Raw genomic sequence first — 24,037 nt, 5'->3', positions numbered from 1 at the left:
TGACTCGGATCTGAGCTACAACTATTGCTAGAATCATAATCGAATTTGAACATAAATGCCTTGGAAGTTTACGTTGAATGCGCCTAGACAAGGGCTATTTGCTAGCCTACTGATTGTAAGTTTTGCTTTTCACACCTTTTTACTGGTACTTGCGACGACGCATCAGCTGAATGCTAACCGCGCCAGTCAGGGACAGCTGATGACCTCACAACTGGTCACAGACAGCCTGTCCGAGCTGGAACCGGTCAATACGGTGTCATTGGCTTTACTGGCCGACCGTTATGCCACCAACCCGAGTGTGGCTTCTATCCGTATTTTGGATGCGAACAATCAGGTACTGGCAACAGGTGGTTTAACCAAAACACGCCAAGGTGAAGTGTTTGTTCGTGAAGCACTGCAAAATGAAAAGAAAGTGGGCAGTATTGAAATTACCCTCATTCAACCCAGTATTGGAGAAATTTTACGTACCCAATGGCTGGCGATTTTATTATCGCTGCTGATTCATGGCTTGTTATGGTTGGCCTACCGTGCCATTGCCCGCCCAAGCCGTACCGAATATCTGGCACGTATCAATAATGAATCACGCCTCAAACATGAAATCCAAACCCTGACTCAGGCTTTGGAACAAGAACAGCACAATGCCGCAGTCGCGATTGCCCAGGCACAGAACAATGCTCAGGCCAAAGCTAAAATCAAAGAATCGAAACCTGTGGTACTGGATGACAAGTGTATTGCCTTAAATATCCAGTTTTATGACCCTAAACAGCTGATGGATTCGGTCAATAAAACCGTTTCCATCCCCTATTTCAATCTATGCCAGATTTTCCTGAATAAAGCCACTGAACTCTGTGTGCAACACTACAAGTTAAACAGTTCAGACATCACCACGGTGCATAAATTTGATGAACATGGCGCAACCATTAGCATGACGGTAGAAACACCAAATGCAGTGCCTTGCCTGGTGATGATCAGTACCGTGTTCCAGCTCTTGTCCGATGTGCTGTACAAACGTTATCGTGAAGAAAAACGTTTTGTGTTGCAGACCCGCAGTGCCATTTCCAGCCACGTTGAGGCCATGCAGCTCAGCCCTGTCCAGGCAGCAGAACGTCTGGTACAACAATTGACTGCCAAGGAAAGTGCTATTCACTTACCCAATGAGTTTCTAAAGCAGATCTCGGATTGTTACCAGCTGGTTAGCCTGCCGAATCCAACCAATGTACTGACCCGTCATGCCTTTATGATGAACGGGATGGACAGCGAAGTGGCGGAACTGGCACAAACCTTTAGAACCGAAATTTTAAAAGCCAAACAATCCAAGGCCTCTTAAACTTAAGAGATAAAAAACCGAGCTGAACTGCTCGGTTTTTTTATCTCTAGGATTCTGTGCTGAAGTACAACTGTGCTCAACAGAGAGTTCTTGATCATTCTTCTATTTTATCTGTCCTGCTTGCCCAATAACTCGCTAATGCTGGACCTGAAATATTATGCCATAAACTAAAAATGGCACTCGGCATCGCAGTTAGTGGTGAGGCAGCAAAATGCACTGCTGCTAAAGCCACGCCTAAACCCGAGTTTTGCATGCCGACTTCTACCGCAACGGCTTTACAGTCTGCATAAGGTAATTTAAACAAACGGCTTGCCCAGAAACCCAGCAGATAGCCCAGACCATTGTGCAAAGCCACAACCCCTAGAATCAATAAACCAGATTGTAAAATTTGTGTCTTACTTCCTGCAATAATTGCTGCCACAATGGCCACAATCGCCAGCACTGAAATCAAGGGCATCACCTGAATATAAGAGTCCACTTTTGACTTCAGTACCGCCCGAATCGTTAAACCCAGAATAATCGGAAACAATACCACTTGCAGAATCGAACCCAGCATCGACAAGGCATTAATCTCAATCCACTGGCTGGCCAGAAGATAAAAAATTGCCGGAGTTAATACAGGTGCTAAAAGAGTCGAAACCGAAGTACAGGCAACCGATAACGCAGTATTGCCTTTGGCCATATAGGTAATCACGTTGGATGCTGTGCCGCCCGGGCAACAGCCGACCAGAATTACCCCGATGGCAATTTCAGGGGGCAACTGAAACAGCTGGCATAAGCCATAAGCCAGTCCCGGCATCACCACAAATTGTGCGACCACACCAATCCCCACAGCTTTGGGACTTTGCACTACCCCTTTAAAATCATCCACGGTCATGATCATGCCCATACCGAACATGATAATTCCGAGCATCCAGGTAATATAGGCTTTAAGCCAGACAAAGGCTTCCGGGAAAATTAAAGCAATAGCGGCAAATAGCACTACCCACAGGGCAAAGGTTTTCTGAATACATTGGGTAAAGCGCAAAAAAGCAGACATACAATACATCCAATATTTATGCTGTTCTGATCTGGAGAGCAGGTTGTACCATATCTATTCAGCAAAACAGCAACTTTTTCAGCTTGATCCTGTTTTTTAGGAGATATGGCGTTGAACAATATCCTTCATCAAAATACGCTTGACCCCTGCCGCGAGCATATCTTGCCAGGCATGCTGTAATGACCCGTGTAAATCGATACCTTTGGTGGCATCGGAAATCACATAGCTTTTAAAGCCCAGTTTACAGGCATCTATTGCGGTCCAAGCCACACAAAAATCTGTGGCAATGCCGACAATAAAAACCGTATCAATGCCACGTTCTTTTAAATAGCCAGCCAAACCGGTTGTGGTTTTTTGATCTGCTTCCAGAAAAGCTGAATAGCTGTCGATATGGGCATGCGCGCCCTTGCGGATGACCAGTTGGGCAGTCGGTAAATGCAGATCTGGATGAAGTTCTGCATCAGCAGTGCCTTGCACACAATGGCTTGGCCACAGGACTTGCGAGCCATAATCCAGCTGAATCATCTCAAAAGGTGTTTTACCAGAATGATTCTCGGCAAAGGAAATGTGATTTTCTGGATGCCAATCCTGGGTAATCACAATATTGTCAAAATGCAGCCCCAACTGGTTGATGTTCGGAATAATCTGATCAGCATTGGCCACAGCCAAATTGCCTCCCGGCGTAAATCCTCGTTGCACATCCACCACAATCAAAGCCGCATTCTGCATTATTTTCATCCCTTGAAATATCAATTTACGCCCAAGCATAGCGCAAAATAGTAGAGGATTTTTAGCGCTAGCGATAAAAATAGAATGACTGTTCATTCGGATTAATCTTGCAATCAGTTCCATATCTGTATTATTTTGCAATGCCTAATAAATTAGGAAATCGCTTTGATTGCATCGCAAATGATAAGCAAAAACAGAAAATTCCCCCTATCAATACCATGATGATTTTTTAAATTCTGAGCATTAAAAAAGCCTGCATTTGCAGGCTTTTTTTAATCTTTTCAGTATTACACCTTGGTGCGGTTCACCAGGATCAGCATACATACTGCAGAGATAATGATACATGGAATCGCTGCGGTAATAACGCCTGCTGCACCAAAGCCTGCAGTCAGTAACTGACCTGCAATCACAGGGCCAAGCATTGCACCGATACGGCCTACTGCAGAAGCAACACCTACACCAGTACCACGTACTTCGGTCGGATACACGATACTACCGAAAGCATACAGTACGCCCTGACAGCCAATCACGAAGGCACCTGCCAATGCTGCAGCCATATACATCTGGCTCAGCGAGCTTGCACCGTTCAATGCCAATAGGCCTGCCAAAATACCACCGTACATCAACACAATCACGTAGGCTTTTTTCCAGCGGTCGGTCAACATACCCAAAATTACAGTACCAATCGTTGCAGTAACCATAAAGTAGAACTGTGCAGTTGAACCGTCTTTGCGGGTGAAGCCCAGCTCCATAAACAATGATGGTAACCAGCTCAGCATGATGTAAACCACCATCAGCGTGAAGAAGTAGCTGACCCAGATGCACAGGGTACGTAACAGGTTATTCGAGTTAAACAGATCCTTGAATGAACCTTGTGGAGCAGCGGCAAGTTCAGCTGCAGTTTTGTTCTGTGCTTTCAGGTATTCTTTCGACTCAGGCAGGAACAGCATCATCAGTGGAATCACGAAAATCGGTAATAAACCGCCCAGGTAGAATACATTCTTCCAGTTGGCACCGAATTCAGTTGCGGCAATTAACGACAGAATCGCAGCACCGACCGGCATACCACAGTACATCAGGCCCACGGCACGACCACGGTTTTTTGGCGATACAGCTTCAGAAGCCAGCGTGATCAGAATTGGCATGGCACCACCCAGACCGGCACCCGCCAGGAAACGCACAGCCAGCAACGTGTTAAAGCTGTTTACCCAAACTGTACATAAAGTAAATGCGGCAAACACTGCTGTCGACCAGATCAGGACTTTCTTACGACCAATACGATCTGCAAATCGACCGCCGACCAGTGCACCAGGCAGTAAGCCTAAAATCCCTGCACTAAAAAACACACCCAATTGCGAGCTGTCAAGACCAAAATGCTCACGAATACCCGCGGCTGCAATACCTGCGGCCTGAATATCCAGGCCCTCGATCACCGCGATCAGAAAACAGATCGCTACTGTGATGACCGCGTGCTTGTTATCTGATTTTTCCATTGGAATATCCTTGTTTCAATCAGCGTTGTTCATAATAAAGTCGCAATCATCTATGAGACTGGCAGCATAATTAACTACCAATAAGTTGAATAATTTACAGTTTATTAACAAAAATACTGGATATTTAAAGTTTTTCAGTACCAAATACACATAGTCGCAAAAACACTTAATCCGCTTAATCCGTACAAGAAAAATTCACATGATCTTGATAAATTCGATTCTAAAAATCATCCTGTGCGAAAAAAGTTAAAATTGAGTAATAGTTTTTATTAATTATTCTTCTAGTTTTTAATGATCATTTTGATAAATTAACTGTCTGGTTCATATAGCTTTAAAGTCTATACTGATTCTTATTAAATCTTAAATTCTGATGTTTTTACCCGGAATTATTGAGTTGATTGGGCCCAGCGCAGTTTTTTAAAATAAAAGTAAGTATTTTCACAGTCAAAAAATTGATCTTAAAGGATTAAAAACAGATTAGAATTTCAGGACACATCCTTTTAAAAAAATTACCCTGGTTATATTTGTGCTGTTTTTCACTTGCTTTTCATAAAGTTTTTAGATGGTTTGACTAAAGCATATTGTTCTTCACCGCTTGTTCGTTCATAATTTGCATAAGCATTATTCAATTGGCTTGAATTTGCTATAAATCAAAATACGTAACCATCCACATCTCTGTTTTTCTACCCCAGTTGGATGGCCAAATAGGATAATTTTTTAAAATGACTCAGCAAGCACAGATCATTCAAGGTTCAATTGTCGCAATCGTCACCCCGATGTTTGAAGATGGCAGCGTAGATTGGAAGGGTCTAGAAAAGCTGGTTGAGTGGCATATAGAACAAGGCACCAACAGTATTGTGGCTGTAGGGACCACAGGTGAAGCATCGACTCTAAGCATGGCTGAACATACCCGCGTGATTAAAGAAATCATCCGTGTAGCCAACAAACGCATTCCTATTATTGCCGGTACCGGTGCAAACTCGACTCATGAAGCCATTGAGCTCACCAGAGAAGCAAAAGAGCTCGGTGCAGATGCCGCATTACTGGTTACGCCTTATTACAACAAGCCTACACAGGAAGGTTTATATCAGCACTACAAAGCGATTGCTGAAGCTGTTGATTTGCCTCAAATTCTGTATAACGTCCCAGGACGTACCGGCGTGGACATGCTTAACGAAACCGTGATCCGTCTGGCCGATATTCCGCAAATTGTCGGTATTAAAGATGCCACTGGGGATGTAGCGCGTGGGAAAGAACTCATCGAAGGATTAGCCGGCAAAGACATGACGGTTTATTCTGGCGATGATGCGACTGCATACCAATTAATGGGACTTGGCGCTAAAGGCAACATTTCTGTCACTGCCAATGTCGCACCGAAGGAAATGAGCCTGATCTGTGCTGCAGCACTCGCAGGTGATGCAGAAGGTGCTGAAGCTTTAAATAATAAAGTTGCAAATTTACACAATATTTTATTTTGTGAATCTAACCCAATTCCTGTGAAATGGGCACTCCATGAAATGGGCTTAATTGGTACCGGTATTCGCTTACCATTAACTCCTCTTGCAGAACAATATCGTACCCCGTTGCGTGAAGCACTCAGCGCTGCGGGTGTCATTAAATAAAGAGCACAACACTATGCAATTACGTTTCGGTTTAACCCTTGCACTTTCGGCATTCAGTTTAGCGGGTTGTAGTTCCATGGGAATCAGCAATGGTTCACTGGACTATAAAAATACAACAACCCTTGAACCTGTGAAATATCCGGAAGGTTCAATGGTTCGACCGGCAACGCCATTGTATCCAGCCCCAACCATTGACCCGCTGGCGATTGAGCATGCACCCAAGCTTGAAAACAAGCACGGTAACCGCTTTGTGCTACCCCGTCCCGACAAGGCGCAAAGCAATAGCGCTGCCGATGCTCAACAAGACAGCACAAATATCGGTCGTCCACAGCTGGTTCGTGATGGAAACCAAAATCCACTGCTCAAAATAGACGGAAATTCTGCTACAATCTGGCAGTACACACTTGCCACCCTCAGTAGCCTCAACCATAGCATTGTTGGTCAAAGTAAAAATCGTTACGAAGTAACCATTAAGATTGATCAGCAAATTTATGTATTAAGACTGACCTCTGTAGGCACAAGTAACAACTTAGCTGTATTCAATGCCGATAACAGCTTTGCAGACCAAGAAAAAGCTGCAGAACTGTTAACCCAGATTTACCAAAATTGGCCAGCCTAGTCGTACTAGGCATTTTTTTTTGAAAAAGGTTCCCCCATGTTGAAACAAACCTTGCTCTATACTGGTAAAGCGAAATCTGTTTATGAAACAGATAGTGCAGATCACCTTATCCTAGTTTTCCGTGACGATGCTTCTGCATTCAACGGCGAAAAAATCGAACAGCTGGATCGTAAAGGCAAGGTGAACAACCGTTTTAACGCCTTCATCATGGAAAAATTGGCTGCTGCTGGCATTGAAACTCACTTTGAAAAACTTCTTTCTCCAACGGAAGTTTTAGTGAAAAAATTGAAAATGGTTCCAGTTGAATGTGTAATCCGTAACTATGCTGCCGGTTCTTTATGCCGTCGTTTAGGCGTAGAAGAAGGTAAAGAACTGGTTCCACCTACTTTCGAATTGTTCTTCAAAGATGATGCGCTTGGCGATCCAATGGTGAACGAATCTCAAGCGATTGCTTTAGGTTGGGCAACTGCTGAACAGTTGGCACAGATGAAAGAACTCACTTACAAAGTGAACGAAGTGCTTAAAGGCTTGTTCGATGCAGGTAACATGTTACTTGTAGACTTCAAACTTGAATTCGGTGTATTCCACGACCGTATCGTACTGGGTGATGAATTCTCTCCAGACGGTTGCCGTCTATGGGACAAAGACACCAAGAAAAAACTCGACAAAGACCGTTTCCGTCAAGGTTTAGGCGGTGTTGTTGAAGCTTATGAAGAAGTTGCTGCACGTTTAGGTATCGACCTTTCTGATATCTAATTCGTTCATCGAATTTCAAAAACCGGGCTGTTTAGCCCGGTTTTTTATATCTCTAAAAATCGAAAAAACAGATTTAATTAATAAAAATGATCGTTTTTACAATATTGGTTTTTTTAATTAATATCTCTTATATACCGGGCAGCAAGAGGTTGAAGTCAATGACTTTATAAGCTCCTGCTGACCGACCAAGATTTTTAGTTTACCCTCTAGGATGTATCTCCCCTAAGACATCCTATTTTCAGCCCAATCCGTCCTATGGATTGGGCTTTTTTTTACGTTTTTTCATCTGAAAAAACTTAGCATGAAAGAAAATGCCTCAGCGCCTGGAATCATCTTGACTGTTATTGCTGTTGTTGCTGTTGCATCCAGCGACGCTGTTGCAGTTTTTCTCCTTCCACTTCGCGCTTGTTCCGTGCAGATTCGTATAGCTTGGTGCCTTTTAATTCAGGTGGCATATACTCTTGCAGAACGAAATGCTCTGGATAATTATGCGGATAGAGATAATTCACACCATAGCCCTGCTCTTTCATGAGCTTGGTTGGTGCATTGCGTAAATGTAGCGGCACAGGCAAGTTTGCAGTTTTTTCAGCCAGGTCGAGTGCCTTATTAATAGCAAGATAAGTGCTGTTACTTTTGGCACTGGTCGCCAAATACACTGCACATTGACCGAGAATAATACGACACTCCGGCATGCCCACAGCCTGTACCGAACGGAAACATTCGCCTGCCAGAAGCAAGGCATTCGGATTGGAATTGCCAATATCTTCCGAAGCGGCAATCAGCATACGACGGGCAATAAACACCGGATCTTCTCCACCTTTTAGCATGCGCGCCATCCAGTACAGCGCTGCATCCGGATCACTGCCGCGGATGGATTTAATAAAGGCAGAGACCAGGTCATAGTGCTGCTCACCCGATTTGTCATAACGGGCAATATTCTGCTGCGCCACCTTGACCACAATGGCATTGGTGATGATATTTTCCAGTTCCGGTTCAAAAGTACTGGCAATTAAATCTAGAAGATTAAGCGCCTTACGTGCATCTCCAGCCGCAAATTGCAGTAATGCTTCGTATTCTTCAATTTGGATATAACGCTCTTTTAAAAAGGCATCCTGCTGTATGGCATTATTCAATAAAGTTCGAATTGACTCATCATCCAGCGCATTTAAGGTATACACCTGACAACGCGATAACAAGGCATTGTTCACTTCAAAAGAGGGATTTTCTGTGGTCGCTCCAATTAAGGTAATTTTGCCTTTTTCCACTGCATTCAATAAGGCATCTTGCTGTGACTTGTTAAAACGGTGAATTTCATCAATAAACACGACCGGGGTCAATAAATCGCCACTTTCGGCAATCACTTCACGCAGTTCTTTTACTCCAGTATTGAGCGCCGATAAACTGATAAAGGGCCGATCCACGGCTTGAGCCAAAAGCAAAGCAATGGTGGTTTTTCCAACGCCTGGTGGCCCCCAAAAAATGATGGAAGGTAAATGGCCCTGATCAATTATTTGACGTAAGGGGGCACCTGCTCCCAATAAATGATCTTGCCCGATAATTTCGGACAAATCACGCGGACGAAGTCGTTCAGGGAGTGGAATATGGCTCTCGGACATCTTGTTATTTCTTTACTGTACTTAAAACAAGTCTACTATGTAATTTTAATATCGCGCATTTCAAATGAGCTGATTTACAAAAAAATCGCTGTGTCAGGTCGGGGTGAGGATGAGATTTCCAAATACTTTCAACTAAAATTATATGATGATGAACAGGAAATTAACGAACCCAGCGCACAATATATTCCTCAAGATCGTCTTCATTGACTTCTGTTTCGGAAATACAACGGCCTGCTGCCGATTTGCGCGCCTTGATCACACTGTCACGTGTTCCTGTATTTAAATAATGCCAGGCAGGTAGACTCTTGCCTTCTTTTAAACGGCGATAAGCACAGCTCGGCGGCAGCCAATGAATAGTGGCTAATTTTTCTGGTGTGAGTTGAATACAATCCGGCACATGGTCAAGTCGCTGCTCATAATTACTACAACGTGCAGTTTTGCAGTCTAAAAGTTTGCAAGCCACCTTGGTATAAGCGACTTCTTGCAGTTCTTCATCTTCTAATTTGATTAAACAGCAGAGACCGCAACCATCACATAATGCTTCCCATTCGGCAGGATTAAGTTCAGTTAAAGCGTATTCTTTCCAAAATTGTGGACGTAAGGATTCGGTCATAGCAAGGCAAAAATTAGCAAATGAAGCATATTATAACCTGTGCATGATTACAGTCCATAAACGTGATTATTACTTTAAATCATCGATTTGCCGTCAAACTGAACATTTTTTAAACACAAGCATAACACTGCTGGAAATTTTCCGCCCCTATACTGAATCTACTTTGAAAATAACAACACATGGAGAAAGCTTATGTTCCGTTGGGCGATTATTTTTGCAGTAATTGCACTGATTGCAAGTCTACTAGGTTTTGCTGGCGTTGCAGGATTATCTAAAGATTTTGCGGTTATTTTACTCGTGGTTGCCGTTATTTTAGCAATCGTCGGCTTCCTCTCCAGGGGAAGAGTTTAGTTGAATGAACTCCACTTAAAAATATCTCACTTGATCAAAAAAAAGAGCCTATTCAGGCTCTTTTTTCATATCCGATTTTTTTTATTCAGCTTTCTATTATCTACCTAGCAAAAGAACCGAATCAAAAATTAAATATCTTTTTATCTAACTTATCTCGCCGTGTAGAGTTTTAAGATAAAAATTAAGGTCTTAAATGACGTGGTCTAAAGCCGGTGACCAATAAACCAATCGCATAAGCCACCACACCAGCGATACATAAACCGATCACTTCCAGTATACGCATCCATTGTGATACATCTCCATTGTACCAACTCAATCCATACCACAGTGCAGCAATCATCGCGGCATTCGCCACTGCATATTGCAGGAACAGCTTTTTCCAGTGTCCAGCAAAGCGGAAAATATTGCGTTTATGCAGATAAAAATACAGCATGCCGGCATTGACCAAGGCCGAACCTGAAGAAGCCAGGGCCAAAGCCATATGCTCTGCATGCCAATCAATCAGTTTAAAGAAACCAATAAACACCACGTTTAAAATGGCATTGGCTGCCACGGCCATCAAGCCAACACGCACAGGTGTGCGGGTATCTTGCTGGGCATAAAAGCCCGGGGCAAAGACTTTAATCAGCATGAAGGAGATTACCCCAGCACTCATACATTGCAGGGCCAGCGCAGTCATTTCAGTATCTTGCAAGGTAAATTGCCCACGCTGGAACAAGGCCTGAATAATTGGAGTAGACAGCATAAATAAGGCGATGCTGGCAGGGATACCGACCAGCATGATTACTTTGGCAGCCCAGTCAATCATGCCACGGAACTTAACCTGATCCTGTTCGGCATGACGTGCAGACAGTGAAGGTAAAATCACGGTACCAATCGCCACACCGATCAACCCCAAAGGCAATTCCGTCATCCGCTCGGCACTGTATAACCACGATACCGAGCCATCCTGCATGAACGATGCCCAAATGGTGTTGAGCAATAGATTAATCTGGGTGACCGAAACACCAAACAGTGCAGGAAGCATCAATTTCATGATGCGTTCTACACCTTCATGTTTGAAATCTACTTTAGGCGGAATTAATAATTTTTTACGCCACAGCTCTGGAATCTGAATCACCAGCTGTAAAATACCGGCAATCACCACAGCCCAGCCGAGTGCCATAATCGGTTCGGCCATATAGGGCGTTAGCCACCAGGCGCCTGCAATCATGGTGATATTCAAGAGTACTGGCGAAAATGCCGGGGTTGAAAAAGAACCGTAACTGTTCAGGATACTGCTGGCAAAAGCCGTTAAAGACATAAACAGCAGATAAGGAATGGTCAGACGGAACATGTCTGTCGCCAAGGCAAATTTTTCCGGGTCGTCATGGAAACCGGGTGCATAGATATATAACACCGCAGGTGCTGCCACCATGGCAATAAAGGTCAGGGTGGTCATAAAGGTGGCTAGACAGCCAAAGACCCGACTAATCAGGATTTGCACTTCTGCATGAGTGCGCGTGGTTTTATATTCGGTTAAAACCGGGATAAAAGCCTGTGAAAATGCACCTTCGGCAAATAAGCGCCTGAAAAAGTTCGGAATACGAAAGGCCACCACAAAGGTATCGAAATCTTTACCCGCACCAAACACATTCAGCAACACCACATCTCGGACTAAGCCCAGCACCCGAGACAACATGGTCATTGTACTAACTATAAAGGTCGATCGCCAAAGCGCCATCGTAACCACCCAGTGAAAAAATTAAGTCGCTATTGTAATGAAACTCCACATGGAGTTTCGTTGTTTAATCATAAAGCCCATTCATTATTGATGGATTTTATGCTGCTGCAATAAAGTTCTGAATTTGACCCAGTCAAAAAATGGGCCCGGATCGGTTTTACGTCCAGGTGCAATATCGGAGTGACCGGCCAAATGTTGTAAAATTTTTGGATAAGCCGCTTGCAATGCAGCCGTCACTTGTGCCAGCACTGCATATTGCACCTCATCAAAAGGCAAATCATCACTGCCTTCCAGTTCAATGCCAATAGAATAGTCATTACATTCTTTTTTGCCCAGATAAGTCGAACGTCCGGCATGCCAGGCACGGTCGTTGAAATTGACAAATTGCAGCACTTCCCCACTGCGCAAAATCAGCAGATGTGCAGAAACCTGCATGCCTTCAATACTTTGAAAATAAGGATGCTCTGACCAGTCCAGCTGGTTCTGAAAAAACTGTTCAATATATCCCCCACCAAACTGTGACGGCGGCAGACTGATGTTATGTACTACAAGTAATTGAATTTCGGTATGTTCGGGACGTTGATTATAATTGGGGGAAGGTACTTGCCTGGCACCGATTAACTGACCGTCGATGACCTGAAAAAAGGGGGCCTGTTGCATAGTCCAATCCTGAGTCCTGTTCGCATAAGCTGATGATTTTAGCGCAATCCTAAAACTTTAAACTTAAAATCTCAAATTCCGCAGCTAAAATCGCTGGAAAAAAACATTTCTTTTAAATGAACAGTGCTAAAATAACGCGCAATTTTCATGGGTTAAAAAAGATACGGGAATCCTTATGAGCATATCTCAATCCTTGCTTGAACAATCGATCCAAATCAACATTCAACAAGCATTACAAGAAGATATTGGCGAAGGTGATATCACTGCATTATTAACCCCTGAAGATGAACAGGCTACAGCAACCATCATTAGCCGTGAAGACATGGTGCTGGCCGGTCAGCCTTGGGTCAATGCACTGATTCAGGCTTATGATCCAAAGGTACAGGTGACCTGGCTAAAAAATGATGGCGACCGCGTACAAGCCAATGAAGCCTTTTTAAAACTGGCCGGTTCTGCACGTAGCCTGCTGACAGTGGAACGCCCTGCCCTCAACTTTGTGCAAACACTTTCTGCAGTTGCGACCAAAACCGCTTTATATGTTAAAGAACTGGAAGGCTTAAATACCAAATTATTAGATACCCGTAAAACCTTGCCAGGCTTACGTATTGCACAAAAATATGCCGTGGCGATTGGTGGCGGTCAGAACCATCGCCTCGGTTTATTTGATGCTTTCTTAATTAAAGAAAATCATATTATGGCAGCGGGCGGTATTGCACAGGCGATTAGCAAGGCACATAACATTGCACCGGGTAAACCGGTGGAAGTTGAAGTGGAAACCTGGGATGAACTAAACCAGGCTTTAGAAGCAAAAGCGGATATCGTGATGCTGGATAACTTCAGCCAGCAGCAAATGATTGATGCGGTGAAGCATGTTGCCGGTCGTTGCAAGCTGGAAGCATCGGGTAACATTACCATCGCAAACTTACGTGAAGTGGCAAGCTCAGGTGTGGACTATATTTCAATGGGTGTGTTAACTAAAGATGTGAAAGCAGTGGATTTATCCATGCGTTTTAATGCTTGATCGCCCCGACTCAACTTAATAAAAATTGAGTCAATAAAAAACGCACCGATGGGTGCGTTTTTTATTGTTTAGATTGTTAAATTAACAACTTACCAGCCTAAAGCTTCTTGCTGTTTTTTAATGAGTTCTTGGATGCCTTTTTCTGCCAATTCAAGCATTTCGTTACATTGTGCACGGGTAAATGGCTTGTCTTCAGCAGTCCCCTGCAGCTCGATAAACTCGCCTGCTTGAGTCATCACTACGTTTAAATCAGTTTGGCAGTTTGAATCTTCTTCATAACACAAATCGAGCAAGGCTTTGTCTTGATACATGCCGACAGAAATCGCAGCCACCAGACCTTTCAGCGGATCGTGTTTAATTTTTTTGGTTTCCAGCAATACATTCATGGCATCCACTAAAGCCACTGCTGCACCAGTAATAGATGCTGTACGTGTACCACCATCAGCCTGAATCACATCACAGTCGATGGTAATGGTATTTTCACCCAGTTTTTTTAAATCGACCATGGCACGCAGGCTACGACCAATCAGACGCTGGATTTCCTGAGTACGACCACTTTGTTTACCACGCGCTGCTTCACGGTCACTACGGGTATGGGTAGAACGTGGCAACATGCCGTATTCCGCAGTCACCCAACCCTGTCCCTTACCTTTTAAAAAACGTGGTACTGAATTATCAATACTTGCGGTACAAAGAACTTTTGTATGACCAAATTCAATCAACACTGAACCTTCCGCATAACGTGTATAGTTACGGGTAATTTTTACGTCACGTAATTGATCTAATGTACGTTGGTCGATACGCATAATGAGTCCTTAATTTCGGCTAAAATTCATTGCGGCCTAGTATAACAGAAGCATGCTCTCAGGTTTTGCCAAGAGATTCTCTATTGGCAAAAACCATCAAGCCCGGACGCATCCATTTAAGCTTGCATGAAATTCACTACCCACCCTGCATATCCTTAAGCTTGTTATTGAAGTTTAAAAGCTCAATAAGCCTTTTAATTTCTGTTTGGATTGTTCAAGGGTTGAAGTCCATGAATTTGGCAATGAACATTTAGCCAAACGTACCCAGACGCTCCCAAACTGTTTCATGAAACTGGCTTCATTATAATGAATGCCATATTCAGCGCATAAGGCACGGATTTTCGGTGCAGCTTCGGCATAGCGATTCGCCGGCATATCAGGGAATAAATGGTGTTCAATTTGATGACTCAAATTACCACTCAAAATATGCAGCCATTCTGTGCCGCTAAAATTACTCGATCCGCGAATTTGACGTAAATACCATTCGGCACGCGTTTCAGTGGCCGTATTGTCCGGTTCAAAGGTTTCGGCATCTTCAGTGAAATGTCCATTAAAAATCACTGCGGATGCCCAGAGGCTACGAATAACATTCGCCACTGCATTCCCGGCAAATACCGGCAGTGCATTCGGACCTGCGATCAGAGGAAAAAAGACATAATCTTTGGCAATCTGACGGGTGGCTTTTTTACGGAATTTTGCCGACTCTTTCCACACTTGTTTCCAAGTTTTGGTTTTATAGGCAATCGCATCTTCCAGATGTAAATTCTGTACACCGACATACCATTCAAAAAACACCATCAGCTGAATAGTTAAAGGAATATTGAATAAAAAGCGCGGTTCCCATTTTTGTGCTTCACTGACCCGAATCAGGCCATAGCCCACATCATGGTCTTTACCGACAATATTGGTATAGGTGTGGTGGATATAATTATGCGTATATTTCCAGTCATCCCCGGTCGCCATGGTATCCCAGTCATAATTGGCACCATTTAAATTCGGATCATTCAGCCAGTCGAACTGACCATGCATCACATTATGGCCCAGTTCCATATTTTCCACGATTTTGGAAATACCCAACAAGCCTGTACCCAATAACCAGACTGGTGGAATCCAGCCGCCAAACATCAACATGCTGCGTGAGGCAATTTCGCTATAACGGACAAAATCGCGGATTTTATAAATGTATTCGGCATCTTTTTCACCAATGCTGTCCATAATTTCGCGGCGAATGGTATCGACCTTTTCACCAAATTCGGCAATTTGTTCAGCAGTTAAATATTTTGATTTACTGTTTTCTTGAAACTTTACTGACATATTCATTGTTTTTCTCCTGAGTGAGAATCAAACACTGCTATAAAAATTGCAATCAATCACTGAGCAGCGCTATCAAAGCATTTTTTGTTTTTAAAGGTTAATCACCACCGGACTCACGGCCTGGCTAATACACAATTTAATCTGGGTATTGCTATCGTGGTCGATTTCACCAGTCAGCAGGTTTTTGGTTGAGCCGCTGACTTTGGTGCAAGTACAGGTATTACAAATGCCCATACGGCAACCATGTGCGGGTCTTAAGCCCGCCTGTTCGGCACTTTCCAGCAAATTGGTCTTGGCTTCAAACTCTTGTTGAGCGCGTAAGAAAATTACCGGTTGTACTACTGCATTTTCATCTACAACGACCTGAAAATATTCCTGTTTCAATTGCTTAGAGATATCCAAATCTTGATAAATCTGGTTCAGGCTTTGCATCATGCCCTTGGCACCGCAGGCATAACTTTGACGTTGCTGAAAATCTGGCACGGTACTTTCAAGCAGTTCCACGGTTAAATGTTGCTTCTGTACCAGAGTATTAAAATGATGATATTGAAACTGCGGATGCTGCTCGGCCAATTGCTGCAATTCGCTATGGAACGCATCATCACGCGCGAAATAGATCAGGTCAATCTGACTGACTTGTTGACGGATGGCCTGTTGCAATAAAGAATAAATTGCAGTGATACCACTGCCTGAAGCTAACAACAGAATAGGTTGCTGATATGAACTTAATGTGAAATCACCCTGAACTTGAGAGATTTCAACTACGCTGCCTATGGCCAAATGGGTTAAAGCATTGGAAACTTTGCCCTGACGTTTCACTGCAATCACCACATGACCGTTTGCAGTGATTTTGACAATCGAATAACTGCGTTGCTCACGCACACCTGCAATCACCACAGTCACTAAAATACTTTGTCCGGCATGAAAAGCGTTAGCACGAAAATTATGATTCGGCTGCAACTCGATCTGATAAAAGTCTGAACTCAGCATCTGTACATCGACAATACTGGCTTTGACTTTTTTCCATGCCCAAACTGGATTGATTTTTTCAGCAATAAAATCGACGAAATCTTCTCGAATCCATTGCGGCTGATATTGCATAACATGACTCATATGACGTTCCTCTTTTATTGCTGGCTATTTATTTGAGTGAACAGGTGTTCTTATAGTGAACACATGTACACTATAATCATTTTTTAATTCAGTCAACATCCGTTCACTGACATTCGTCGTTTAATTTGTTTTTTTTTGATAGACTTCATTCAGCATTTTTTTAGGGTAGTCGCATGTCGATACGGGATGAGCGTAAACAGCAGAGCCGCCAGGCACTTTTAGATGCCGCGCTGGCTTTAAGCACGTCTGGACGCTCTTTCAGTAGCATCAGTTTGCGTGAAATTGCACGCCATGTCGGTTTGGTACCAACGGCATTCTACCGTCATTTTCAGGACATGAATGAGCTGGGACTGGAACTGGTTGATCAGGTTGCCCTGCATTTAAAAGGTATTTTTCATCAGCTGGGACAAGCCTATATCTATCAGCCAGATACCGAAACCCAAATCAGCCTGGACCTGTTTTTTCAGGCAGTTGAACATCATCCTGAACCGTGGGTATTTATGATTGCCGAACGCTGGGGTGGATCAGAAGTCATTCGCCAAGCCATTGCCCGGGAAATTAATTTTTTAATTGAAGACCTGGCTAATGATTTGGGTCAAATTGAGGCCATGCAGCACATTGGTAATACCCAAGACCTACAAGTATTTTCTAATATTTTAATTAACTTATCTTTTACCTGGGCCATGACCTGGATGGATATCAACCGTCACTATCAGGCTGAAGAGCGTCTAGAACAACAAAAACAGTTTAAGCTGCAAACCATGACTCAAGTGCATTTGATTTTCCGTGGCATCTCCAACTGGGACCCTTCCAAAGATTCGGTCTCTTCATAATTGAATAACGACCAGATGTAAAAAAACCGCCATGATGGCGGTTTTTTTAGAACCTATTACTTATTTGGCTTTACGCTCTTTTTCTACCAGATAGCTGATCACTTGAGTGACTTTGCCATCTTCACCTTGCACCACATATTTACCATTGACCACAACCGCAGGCACACCACTGAGTTGATATTGCTGTGCCAACTGTTTGGCTTGCGCTATTTTTGAAGTAATAACAAATGAATTAAACATGCTGTTGAATTTGGCTTCAGGCACGCCATATTTTACAAAGAACTTGGCTTGGGATTTTTGATCAAAAATCTGCTGGCCACCTGCATGAATGGCATGGAATAAAGGCAAGTGAGTTTTCTTACGAACGCCTAATGCTTCAGACACATAATAGCCACGCGCGCCCTGCTCCCAGACAGGATTCATTGCCGCCGGAGTACGCACGAAACGCACATCTTTAGGTAATTTTTTCAGCCAGGTCTGCATATGCGGCTCTAAGCGATAGCAATGTGGGCAGCCATACCAGAAGAATTCACGCACTTCAATTTTTCCAGGAACTTCAACCTTACCCGGATTGGCCACTACAGTGTAATCTTTACCTGCAACAAAGTTTGCTGCCATTGCAGTACCGGATAAGGCAAAAATAGCTGTCGCTACGCTACCTAAAAGAAATTTTTTCATTGACCTTATTGTCCTCTAAATCATTATGTCTAATTTATGCGATCACTATAAATCAATTATGCCGAATTCGTTTTCATTCTGTGAACTTTTTTACGGCATTTATCGCTTTTTTTAGAATTAACGCTACACTAAGCTTCTGTAACTTTTTTAAATTATAATGACTTGATTGAGGTGATACCGATGTCGCAATTGAATGTTGATCCACAAGAAATTGCCAAATTTGAAGCATTCGCTGCCATATGGTGGGATCAGCATTCTGAGTTCCGCCCCTTGCATATGATCAATCCGCTGCGTTTAAACTGGATTGATGAGCATGCTGGCGGTCTCAGCGGTAAAAAAGTGCTCGATGTCGGTTGTGGTGGCGGTATTCTGTCGGAAAGCATGGCGCGTCGTGGAGCCAATGTTTTAGGTATCGACATGGGTGAAGCGCCATTAAATGTAGCCCGCATTCATGCCGAACAGGAAGGCGTACAGAATATTCAATATCGCCAGGTTCCGGTAGAACAGTTGGCCCAGGAACAGGCCGGACAATATGATGTCGTGACCTGTATGGAAATGCTGGAGCATGTTCCAAATCCGGCATCAATTATTCAGGCCTGCCAAACCCTGGTCAAACCGGGAGGCCATGTGTTCTTCTCGACCATTAACCGTAATCCAAAGTCTTATCTATTTGCCATTATTGGCGCGGAATACGTTCTGCGTATGCTGGCCAAAGGCACCCATGATTACAGCAAGTTTATTAAGCCTTCTGAGCTGGCGCATGATATCCGTGCAGCAAATCTGAAACTGAAAGACATGACCGGCCTGCATTACAACCCGCTAACAAAACGTTACTGGCTGGCACAAAATGTCGATGTGAACTATATGGTTTATACGGTAAAAGAAGGTGCCTGATGAAAGCTGTACTGTTTGACCTGGATGGCACCTTAATTGACACTGCGGCTGACTTCATTCGCATTATTCAGGACATGTGCCGCGACAAACCCTGTGACATCGTGGCGGCGGATTTAATTCGTACACAGGTCTCTGAAGGTGCCCGGGCCATGGTGAAACTGGTCTATCCGGAACTGGAAGTGGAAGATCCGGTATTCCTCGCCCATCGCCAGCGCTTTTTGGACTTGTATGGTGAAGATATTGCGGTAGAGACCGATCTGTTCGAAGGCATGTATCCCTTGCTGGAACAACTGGAAAATCAGGATATTCCCTGGGGCATTGTCACCAACAAGCCACGCTGGCTCAGTGAGTCCCTGCTTCAGGCACTCAATCTGACCGAACGCTGTGCGGTTCTGGTTTGCCCGGAAGATGTCAGCAACACCAAGCCCGATCCGGAACCGATGTATCTGGCGGCCAAGCAAATTCAGGTACGACCTGAAGATTGTATTTATGTGGGTGACCATCCGCGTGACATTGATGCGGGCCGCAATGCCAATATGTACACCATTCTGGCAGGCTATGGCTATTTACCATTGCAACACAAAGATAACTTAACAGCATGGCAGGCGGATTGTATAGTGAAGACAGTTGCAGAATTACATCAAGTGATTAATCAACTAGTCGGCGTAAAACAAGATCATCATTCACTCATTTCATAACGACATAACAATATAAACGAGGAGGTATGCAATGAAATATTCAGAATATCAGCCTCGCCCCGATCTGTTAAAAGATCGCATTATCCTGATTACAGGTGCGGGCGATGGTATTGGCCGTGCGGCTGCAATAAGCTATGCCCTGCATGGTGCCACTGTAGTGCTGCATGGACGTACCCTAAACAAGCTTGAAGTCATCTATGATGAAATTGAAAGCCTGGGTGCGCCACAACCGGCTATTCTGCCTTTGCAGCTCTCCAGTGCCTCTCCTCGTGACTATGAGTTACTGGTCGATACTTTAACGCAACAGTTCGGTCGCCTGGACGGCATTTTGCACAATGCCGGGATTCTGGGAGAGCGTACCGAACTGGTGCATTACCCGGTAGATGTCTGGGATGATGTGATGGCGGTGAATCTGCGCGCTCCCTTTATTTTGACCCAGGAACTACTGCCCTTACTAGCAAAGTCCGAGCATGCTTCGGTGGTATTTGCCAGTTCCGGTGTCGGACGTGAAGCGCGGGAACGTTGGGGCGCCTATTCGGTATCCAAAATTGCCATTGAAGCAGTGAACCAGATTTTTGCCAAAGAAAATGTCTATCCGAATGTGCGTTTTAACTGCATCAATCCGGGTGCCACCCGTACCGCCATGCGTGCCAAGGCTTATCCTGAGGAAGATCCAAAAACCCTGGCGACACCGGAAAGCATTATGCCGGCTTACCTGTATTTAATGGGGGACGACAGCCTGCATTTGAATGGTCAAAGCATTGATGCACAAGACTAATCTCTAAAAATAAAAATGGGAGCTCTATATGCTCCCTTTTTTATTGCAGACTTAAATTTTTAAAAACTCAGAACTGTACTTTCGCTATTTAAGGCTTAAATCGTATTTTTAGATAATTTTTACAAAAATATTCGTTTTTATAAATTAAAAGAATGCCGCTATGCTGAACAGCATTCAAAAACATTCAGTATGAGAAATTTCAACATGGCAGATCAAAAACGTAAAATTGAAACGATTCGTTGTATTGAAAAACTACAGCTTTCAAATACTTTGATCATCGGTCTGGATGATGTCAAACAGGCAGAAGCCATTGCTGAGGCTGTCAGCTCACTACAAGGCTTGGTGCAACAATGGAACTAAAAGAAAACCATATAGAACTGTCGAACCCAACCCGCTGTTCAGCCCGTTGCTTAGAACATTGTTAAATCAGTCAACGTGATCTCAAAACTTTGATACAAAGTTTTCCTCAAGCAAAAGTTTTTTAATATTTAATAGCGCTATAAAATTGCTAAAGATTTTTAAATGATGAGATATTTTCCCATAATATCCTTATTATCTCTGCATTTTTTAAGAAATGCATGATTGATCTTCACAGTTTCTCTGCAATTATTTTGTACATTAACATCAGTGAAATTAATACTTTTTTTATGAGGGTTCAACATGAAAAAGATTTTGACTGTTTTGGCAATTTCTTTCAGTGCATTGATGGCAAGTAGTGTCAGCCTTGCCGGACCTCATGAAAAAAACAATAATTATCGTGGCTGGGATCAATCCGATCAGCCAAAATTTAGTCGCGGTCGCGATTTTCGTGAAGATGATGATGACATGCAAGACAAACGCCGTATGCGTGAAGAACGCGGATTCAAGCGTCTACAACAGCATAAATGGCAACCGGGCTATGTGATGCCACAGCATTATCGTGGCGATGGCTACAAGGTCGACTATAAAAACCATGACTTGCCCAAACCGTCGCGTAACCAGCAATGGTACAAAATCAATAATGACTATATTTTAGTGGATACAGACAGCAATAATATTGTACGCATTCAAGGATTCTAAACGCCGTTTTAAATGCTCCATGCCCAAACTCCAGTTTGGGCTTTTTTATTTTTGCACTTTTATGGTCAAGCCTATCCCTTTATCTGTATAACTTTCAGTCTTTTACAATCTTCTTTTTTTCTCCATCAATTTCACAATTCAACTAAGATTCCAACATCGTTTATCTCGACTTTTCCTCTAATTTTGAATCATCGAAAACATCTTCCTAAGTGATCCAGGGTGAAAGTAATGAAAAAAATTCTGACTACAATTGCGCTTTCTTTATCTGCATTGATGGCAACTTCAGCGATGGCAGCACCAGACCATCGTTATGATGATCATCAATACTACAATCATACAGCATCACAACAGGACCACCGTTGGGATCACAATAATCGCTATAACCAGAATCGTTATGACAATAAAAGAGTAAACCCAAGCCGTGACTGGCGTGCGGGCCAAAACTTCCCGCGTGTATTTAGCTCATCCAGCTATAAAGTCAGCGACCGTGAAGCACGCCGCTTACCGAATACCAACCGTTATCAACAGTGGTATAAAATCAATGGCGACTATGTGTTAGTGAATGAACGTACCGATCGTATTGTGCGCATCATCAACTAAAACCGGCCTAAATTTCATCTTCCCTAAAAAACACCTGAATTCGATTCAGGTGTTTTTTATTTTTTAGCTTCCCCCCCGTCATTTTTTGATTAGAATCAAGGAAGGAAATTTTTTAATTTTGAGATAGGTATGCAAACGAATTCATCTGAAACATCACAAAGCACAAATTTGCAATATGTGCATTGGTTTCGACATTCTGCACCCTATATCAATGCCCACCGCAACAAAACCTTTGTCATCATGTTTGACGGTGAGGCGGTGCAACATGAAAATTTCCAGCATATTATTCATGACATTGCCCTGCTGCATTCTTTAGGCATTCGTCTGATTCTGGTACATGGTGCACGTTCGCAAATCAACCAGAACCTCAAAGCCAGCGGTATTCAAACCCCTTTTCACAATCACCGCCGCATTACCACACGCGAATCTTTAAGCTGCGTCATGAATGCAGTGGGTTCGATCCGTTTACAAATTGAAGCGCTGCTTTCCATGGGACTGGTCAATTCCCCCATGTATGGCGCACGCATTGATGTGATCTCAGGCAATTTTGTCACCGCCAAACCCTACGGCATTCGGGACGGCATCGATTTTCAGCTGACGGGTGAAGTACGAACGGTCGATACTGACGCCATTCAAAGACATTTGAAAAATCACAATATTGTGTTGCTGGGTCCAACCGGCTATTCCAGTACTGGTGAGGTGTTTAACCTGGTAGCAGAAGAAGTGGCCACCAATACTGCCATTCTGCTGAAAGCCGACAAGCTGATTTTTTTGGGTAAACAGCAAGGTCTGGTCAACGAGTTTGGACAATTACAGCGTGAAATAGCACCGCATCAGCTGGATCGGCAGATCTTGCAATATCAGGATTCTAACCCGGATATTGCTCTGCAATTGCGCGGTGCCAAAAATGCCTCCCTGCAAGGGGTACATCGTGTACATCTGATTTCTTATACCTACGATGGGGCCTTGCTGGAAGAACTGTTTACCCGTGATGGTGCGGGCACCATGATGACCGATGCCCATTATGAAGATGTGCGTACGGCTACGATTCAGGATGTCGGCGGCTTGATGAATCTGCTTCGTCCACTGGAGGCCGAAGGCATTCTGGTGTATCGCTCACGTGAAAGATTAGAAAGTGAAATTGAACAGTTTTCCGTGATTGAACGGGACGGCATGATTTTAGCCTGCGCCGCCCTATATCCAATTCCCACCTCAGCCAATGAAATTAAATCGGCGGAGATTGCCTGTGTGGCGGTCGATCCGACCTATCGCAAGTCCAACCGCGGCAGCCAGATTCTGTATTACCTCGAAGCCAAGGCCAAAAGTCTGGGCATTCAGCAACTGTTTGTACTGACCACACGTACCGCGCACTGGTTTGTCGAACATGGTTTTGAACCCGCCAGTGTGGATGACCTGCCCAATGCACGTCAGGCCCTGTATAACTATCAACGTAATTCTCTGGTCTTTAAAAAGTCACTTTAAAGTGGCTTTTTTTATGCCGCTTATATCTTTATTTTTTATATCTTTATGATAAACCCATCGAAATTTATCATGATTTGTTTATGGCATTTTTGCATATCCTTATCCACGCTTAAGATTTAGAATTTAAGTTACTTAATATCAATAATTTAATTAAATAAAACTGGATATTGAGTTGTCCTGATAAATCATATTTCTGCATAAGGTTTTCTTTAT

General features: G+C 43.5%; 25 protein-coding genes. 14 read left to right on the top strand and 11 right to left on the bottom strand.

Annotated elements, in window-relative coordinates:
- The first annotated feature begins 73 nt into the window (after positions 1-73).
- A complete protein-coding gene (locus ABJ384_RS00320) occupies positions 74-1,327 on the top strand; it encodes a hypothetical protein (RefSeq protein WP_349929683.1) in 1,254 nt (417 codons plus the stop codon).
- 94 nt (positions 1,328-1,421) lie between these two features.
- Here ABJ384_RS00320 and ABJ384_RS00315 read toward each other — a convergent pair whose 3' ends face one another.
- The 3 genes from ABJ384_RS00315 to mhpT form a co-directional block, all read right to left on the bottom strand.
- On the bottom strand, positions 1,422-2,366 hold the full coding sequence (locus ABJ384_RS00315; protein WP_349928210.1) for a bile acid:sodium symporter family protein: 945 nt from the start codon (positions 2,364-2,366) through the stop codon (positions 1,422-1,424).
- A 96-nt stretch (positions 2,367-2,462) separates the two neighbouring features.
- Positions 2,463-3,098, bottom strand: coding sequence for a bifunctional nicotinamidase/pyrazinamidase (gene pncA, locus ABJ384_RS00310; protein ID WP_180043173.1), 636 nt, complete (start codon positions 3,096-3,098; stop codon positions 2,463-2,465).
- A 284-nt stretch (positions 3,099-3,382) separates the two neighbouring features.
- Positions 3,383-4,588, bottom strand: a complete 1,206-nt coding sequence (gene mhpT / locus ABJ384_RS00305) for a 3-(3-hydroxy-phenyl)propionate transporter MhpT (RefSeq protein ID WP_086196577.1) — start codon at positions 4,586-4,588, stop codon at positions 3,383-3,385.
- A 722-nt stretch (positions 4,589-5,310) separates the two neighbouring features.
- Between mhpT and dapA the strand changes: the two genes are divergently transcribed.
- Genes dapA through purC form a run of 3 tightly spaced genes read left to right on the top strand, consistent with a single transcriptional unit; the run spans position 5,311 to position 7,585 of the window.
- Positions 5,311-6,210, top strand: a complete 900-nt coding sequence (gene dapA, locus ABJ384_RS00300; protein WP_086196578.1) for a 4-hydroxy-tetrahydrodipicolinate synthase — start codon at positions 5,311-5,313, stop codon at positions 6,208-6,210.
- Positions 6,211-6,223: 13 nt separating this feature from the next.
- Complete coding sequence (locus ABJ384_RS00295; protein ID WP_086196579.1) at positions 6,224-6,829, top strand: lipoprotein-34 precursor (NlpB); 606 nt, start codon at positions 6,224-6,226, stop codon at positions 6,827-6,829.
- 36 nt (positions 6,830-6,865) lie between these two features.
- Positions 6,866-7,585 carry a phosphoribosylaminoimidazolesuccinocarboxamide synthase gene (purC, locus tag ABJ384_RS00290; RefSeq protein WP_086196580.1) on the top strand — a complete coding sequence of 240 codons (720 nt, stop codon included), beginning with the start codon at positions 6,866-6,868 and terminating at the stop codon, positions 7,583-7,585.
- Between the two features lie 341 nt (positions 7,586-7,926).
- On the opposite strand, the gene ABJ384_RS00285 is transcribed toward purC, so the two are convergent.
- Complete coding sequence (locus ABJ384_RS00285; protein WP_349928207.1) at positions 7,927-9,201, bottom strand: replication-associated recombination protein A; 1,275 nt, start codon at positions 9,199-9,201, stop codon at positions 7,927-7,929.
- Between the two features lie 160 nt (positions 9,202-9,361).
- Positions 9,362-9,814: a YcgN family cysteine cluster protein gene (locus ABJ384_RS00280; RefSeq protein ID WP_086196582.1), complete on the bottom strand. Its 453-nt coding sequence runs from the start codon at positions 9,812-9,814 to the stop codon at positions 9,362-9,364.
- Positions 9,815-10,006: 192 nt separating this feature from the next.
- On the opposite strand from ABJ384_RS00280, the gene ABJ384_RS00275 reads away from it, so the two are divergent.
- Positions 10,007-10,165 (top strand): DUF1328 domain-containing protein, encoded by a 159-nt coding sequence (locus tag ABJ384_RS00275; RefSeq protein WP_086176419.1) that lies wholly within the window; start codon positions 10,007-10,009, stop codon positions 10,163-10,165.
- A gap of 181 nt (positions 10,166-10,346) precedes the next feature.
- On the opposite strand, the gene murJ is transcribed toward ABJ384_RS00275, so the two are convergent.
- Positions 10,347-11,897, bottom strand: coding sequence for a murein biosynthesis integral membrane protein MurJ (gene murJ, locus ABJ384_RS00270; protein WP_349928204.1), 1,551 nt, complete (start codon positions 11,895-11,897; stop codon positions 10,347-10,349).
- Between the two features lie 75 nt (positions 11,898-11,972).
- A complete protein-coding gene (gene ampD / locus ABJ384_RS00265) occupies positions 11,973-12,548 on the bottom strand; it encodes a 1,6-anhydro-N-acetylmuramyl-L-alanine amidase AmpD (RefSeq protein ID WP_349928202.1) in 576 nt (191 codons plus the stop codon).
- Between the two features lie 175 nt (positions 12,549-12,723).
- Here ampD and nadC point away from each other — a divergent pair, with 175 nt between their 5' ends.
- The gene (gene nadC / locus ABJ384_RS00260) at positions 12,724-13,569 is read left to right on the top strand and encodes a carboxylating nicotinate-nucleotide diphosphorylase (protein WP_180043145.1); all 846 of its coding nucleotides are present in this window, start codon (positions 12,724-12,726) and stop codon (positions 13,567-13,569) included.
- An 89-nt stretch (positions 13,570-13,658) separates the two neighbouring features.
- On the opposite strand, the gene rph is transcribed toward nadC, so the two are convergent.
- From rph to ABJ384_RS00245, 3 genes are all read right to left on the bottom strand, one after another.
- Positions 13,659-14,375 carry a ribonuclease PH gene (gene rph / locus ABJ384_RS00255; RefSeq protein ID WP_166170535.1) on the bottom strand — a complete coding sequence of 239 codons (717 nt, stop codon included), beginning with the start codon at positions 14,373-14,375 and terminating at the stop codon, positions 13,659-13,661.
- Between the two features lie 174 nt (positions 14,376-14,549).
- Positions 14,550-15,689, bottom strand: coding sequence for an acyl-CoA desaturase (locus ABJ384_RS00250; RefSeq protein WP_349929682.1), 1,140 nt, complete (start codon positions 15,687-15,689; stop codon positions 14,550-14,552).
- Positions 15,690-15,779: 90 nt separating this feature from the next.
- Positions 15,780-16,802, bottom strand: coding sequence for a ferredoxin reductase (locus ABJ384_RS00245; protein WP_349928200.1), 1,023 nt, complete (start codon positions 16,800-16,802; stop codon positions 15,780-15,782).
- Positions 16,803-16,975: 173 nt separating this feature from the next.
- On the opposite strand from ABJ384_RS00245, the gene ABJ384_RS00240 reads away from it, so the two are divergent.
- Entirely contained in the window at positions 16,976-17,635 is a 660-nt protein-coding gene (locus ABJ384_RS00240; protein WP_349928198.1) for a TetR family transcriptional regulator, read from the top strand.
- A 60-nt stretch (positions 17,636-17,695) separates the two neighbouring features.
- On the opposite strand, the gene ABJ384_RS00235 is transcribed toward ABJ384_RS00240, so the two are convergent.
- Positions 17,696-18,313, bottom strand: a complete 618-nt coding sequence (locus ABJ384_RS00235; protein ID WP_349928196.1) for a thiol:disulfide interchange protein DsbA/DsbL — start codon at positions 18,311-18,313, stop codon at positions 17,696-17,698.
- Positions 18,314-18,493: 180 nt separating this feature from the next.
- Between ABJ384_RS00235 and ubiG the strand changes: the two genes are divergently transcribed.
- From ubiG to argA, 7 genes are all read left to right on the top strand, one after another.
- Entirely contained in the window at positions 18,494-19,207 is a 714-nt protein-coding gene (gene ubiG, locus ABJ384_RS00230) for a bifunctional 2-polyprenyl-6-hydroxyphenol methylase/3-demethylubiquinol 3-O-methyltransferase UbiG (RefSeq protein WP_349928194.1), read from the top strand.
- Complete coding sequence (locus ABJ384_RS00225; RefSeq protein WP_300046796.1) at positions 19,204-19,905, top strand: HAD-IA family hydrolase; 702 nt, start codon at positions 19,204-19,206, stop codon at positions 19,903-19,905. Before ubiG ends, ABJ384_RS00225 begins: the two co-directional genes overlap by 4 nt.
- A gap of 31 nt (positions 19,906-19,936) precedes the next feature.
- On the top strand, positions 19,937-20,683 hold the full coding sequence (locus ABJ384_RS00220; protein WP_349928192.1) for a YciK family oxidoreductase: 747 nt from the start codon (positions 19,937-19,939) through the stop codon (positions 20,681-20,683).
- A gap of 204 nt (positions 20,684-20,887) precedes the next feature.
- Positions 20,888-21,043, top strand: a complete 156-nt coding sequence (locus tag ABJ384_RS00215; protein ID WP_349928190.1) for a hypothetical protein — start codon at positions 20,888-20,890, stop codon at positions 21,041-21,043.
- A gap of 300 nt (positions 21,044-21,343) precedes the next feature.
- A complete protein-coding gene (locus ABJ384_RS00210) occupies positions 21,344-21,742 on the top strand; it encodes an RcnB family protein (protein ID WP_086196594.1) in 399 nt (132 codons plus the stop codon).
- A gap of 228 nt (positions 21,743-21,970) precedes the next feature.
- Entirely contained in the window at positions 21,971-22,342 is a 372-nt protein-coding gene (locus tag ABJ384_RS00205; protein ID WP_349928189.1) for an RcnB family protein, read from the top strand.
- A 129-nt stretch (positions 22,343-22,471) separates the two neighbouring features.
- Positions 22,472-23,824: an amino-acid N-acetyltransferase gene (gene argA / locus ABJ384_RS00200; protein WP_349928187.1), complete on the top strand. Its 1,353-nt coding sequence runs from the start codon at positions 22,472-22,474 to the stop codon at positions 23,822-23,824.
- The last annotated feature ends 213 nt before the right edge of the window (positions 23,825-24,037 follow it).

Source organism: Acinetobacter sp. A1-4-2 (assembly GCF_040233925.1).
Lineage (GTDB): Bacteria > Pseudomonadota > Gammaproteobacteria > Pseudomonadales > Moraxellaceae > Acinetobacter.
The sequence above is the reverse complement of the archived record's forward strand: the minus strand, read 5'-3'. Positions and strand labels throughout refer to the sequence as shown.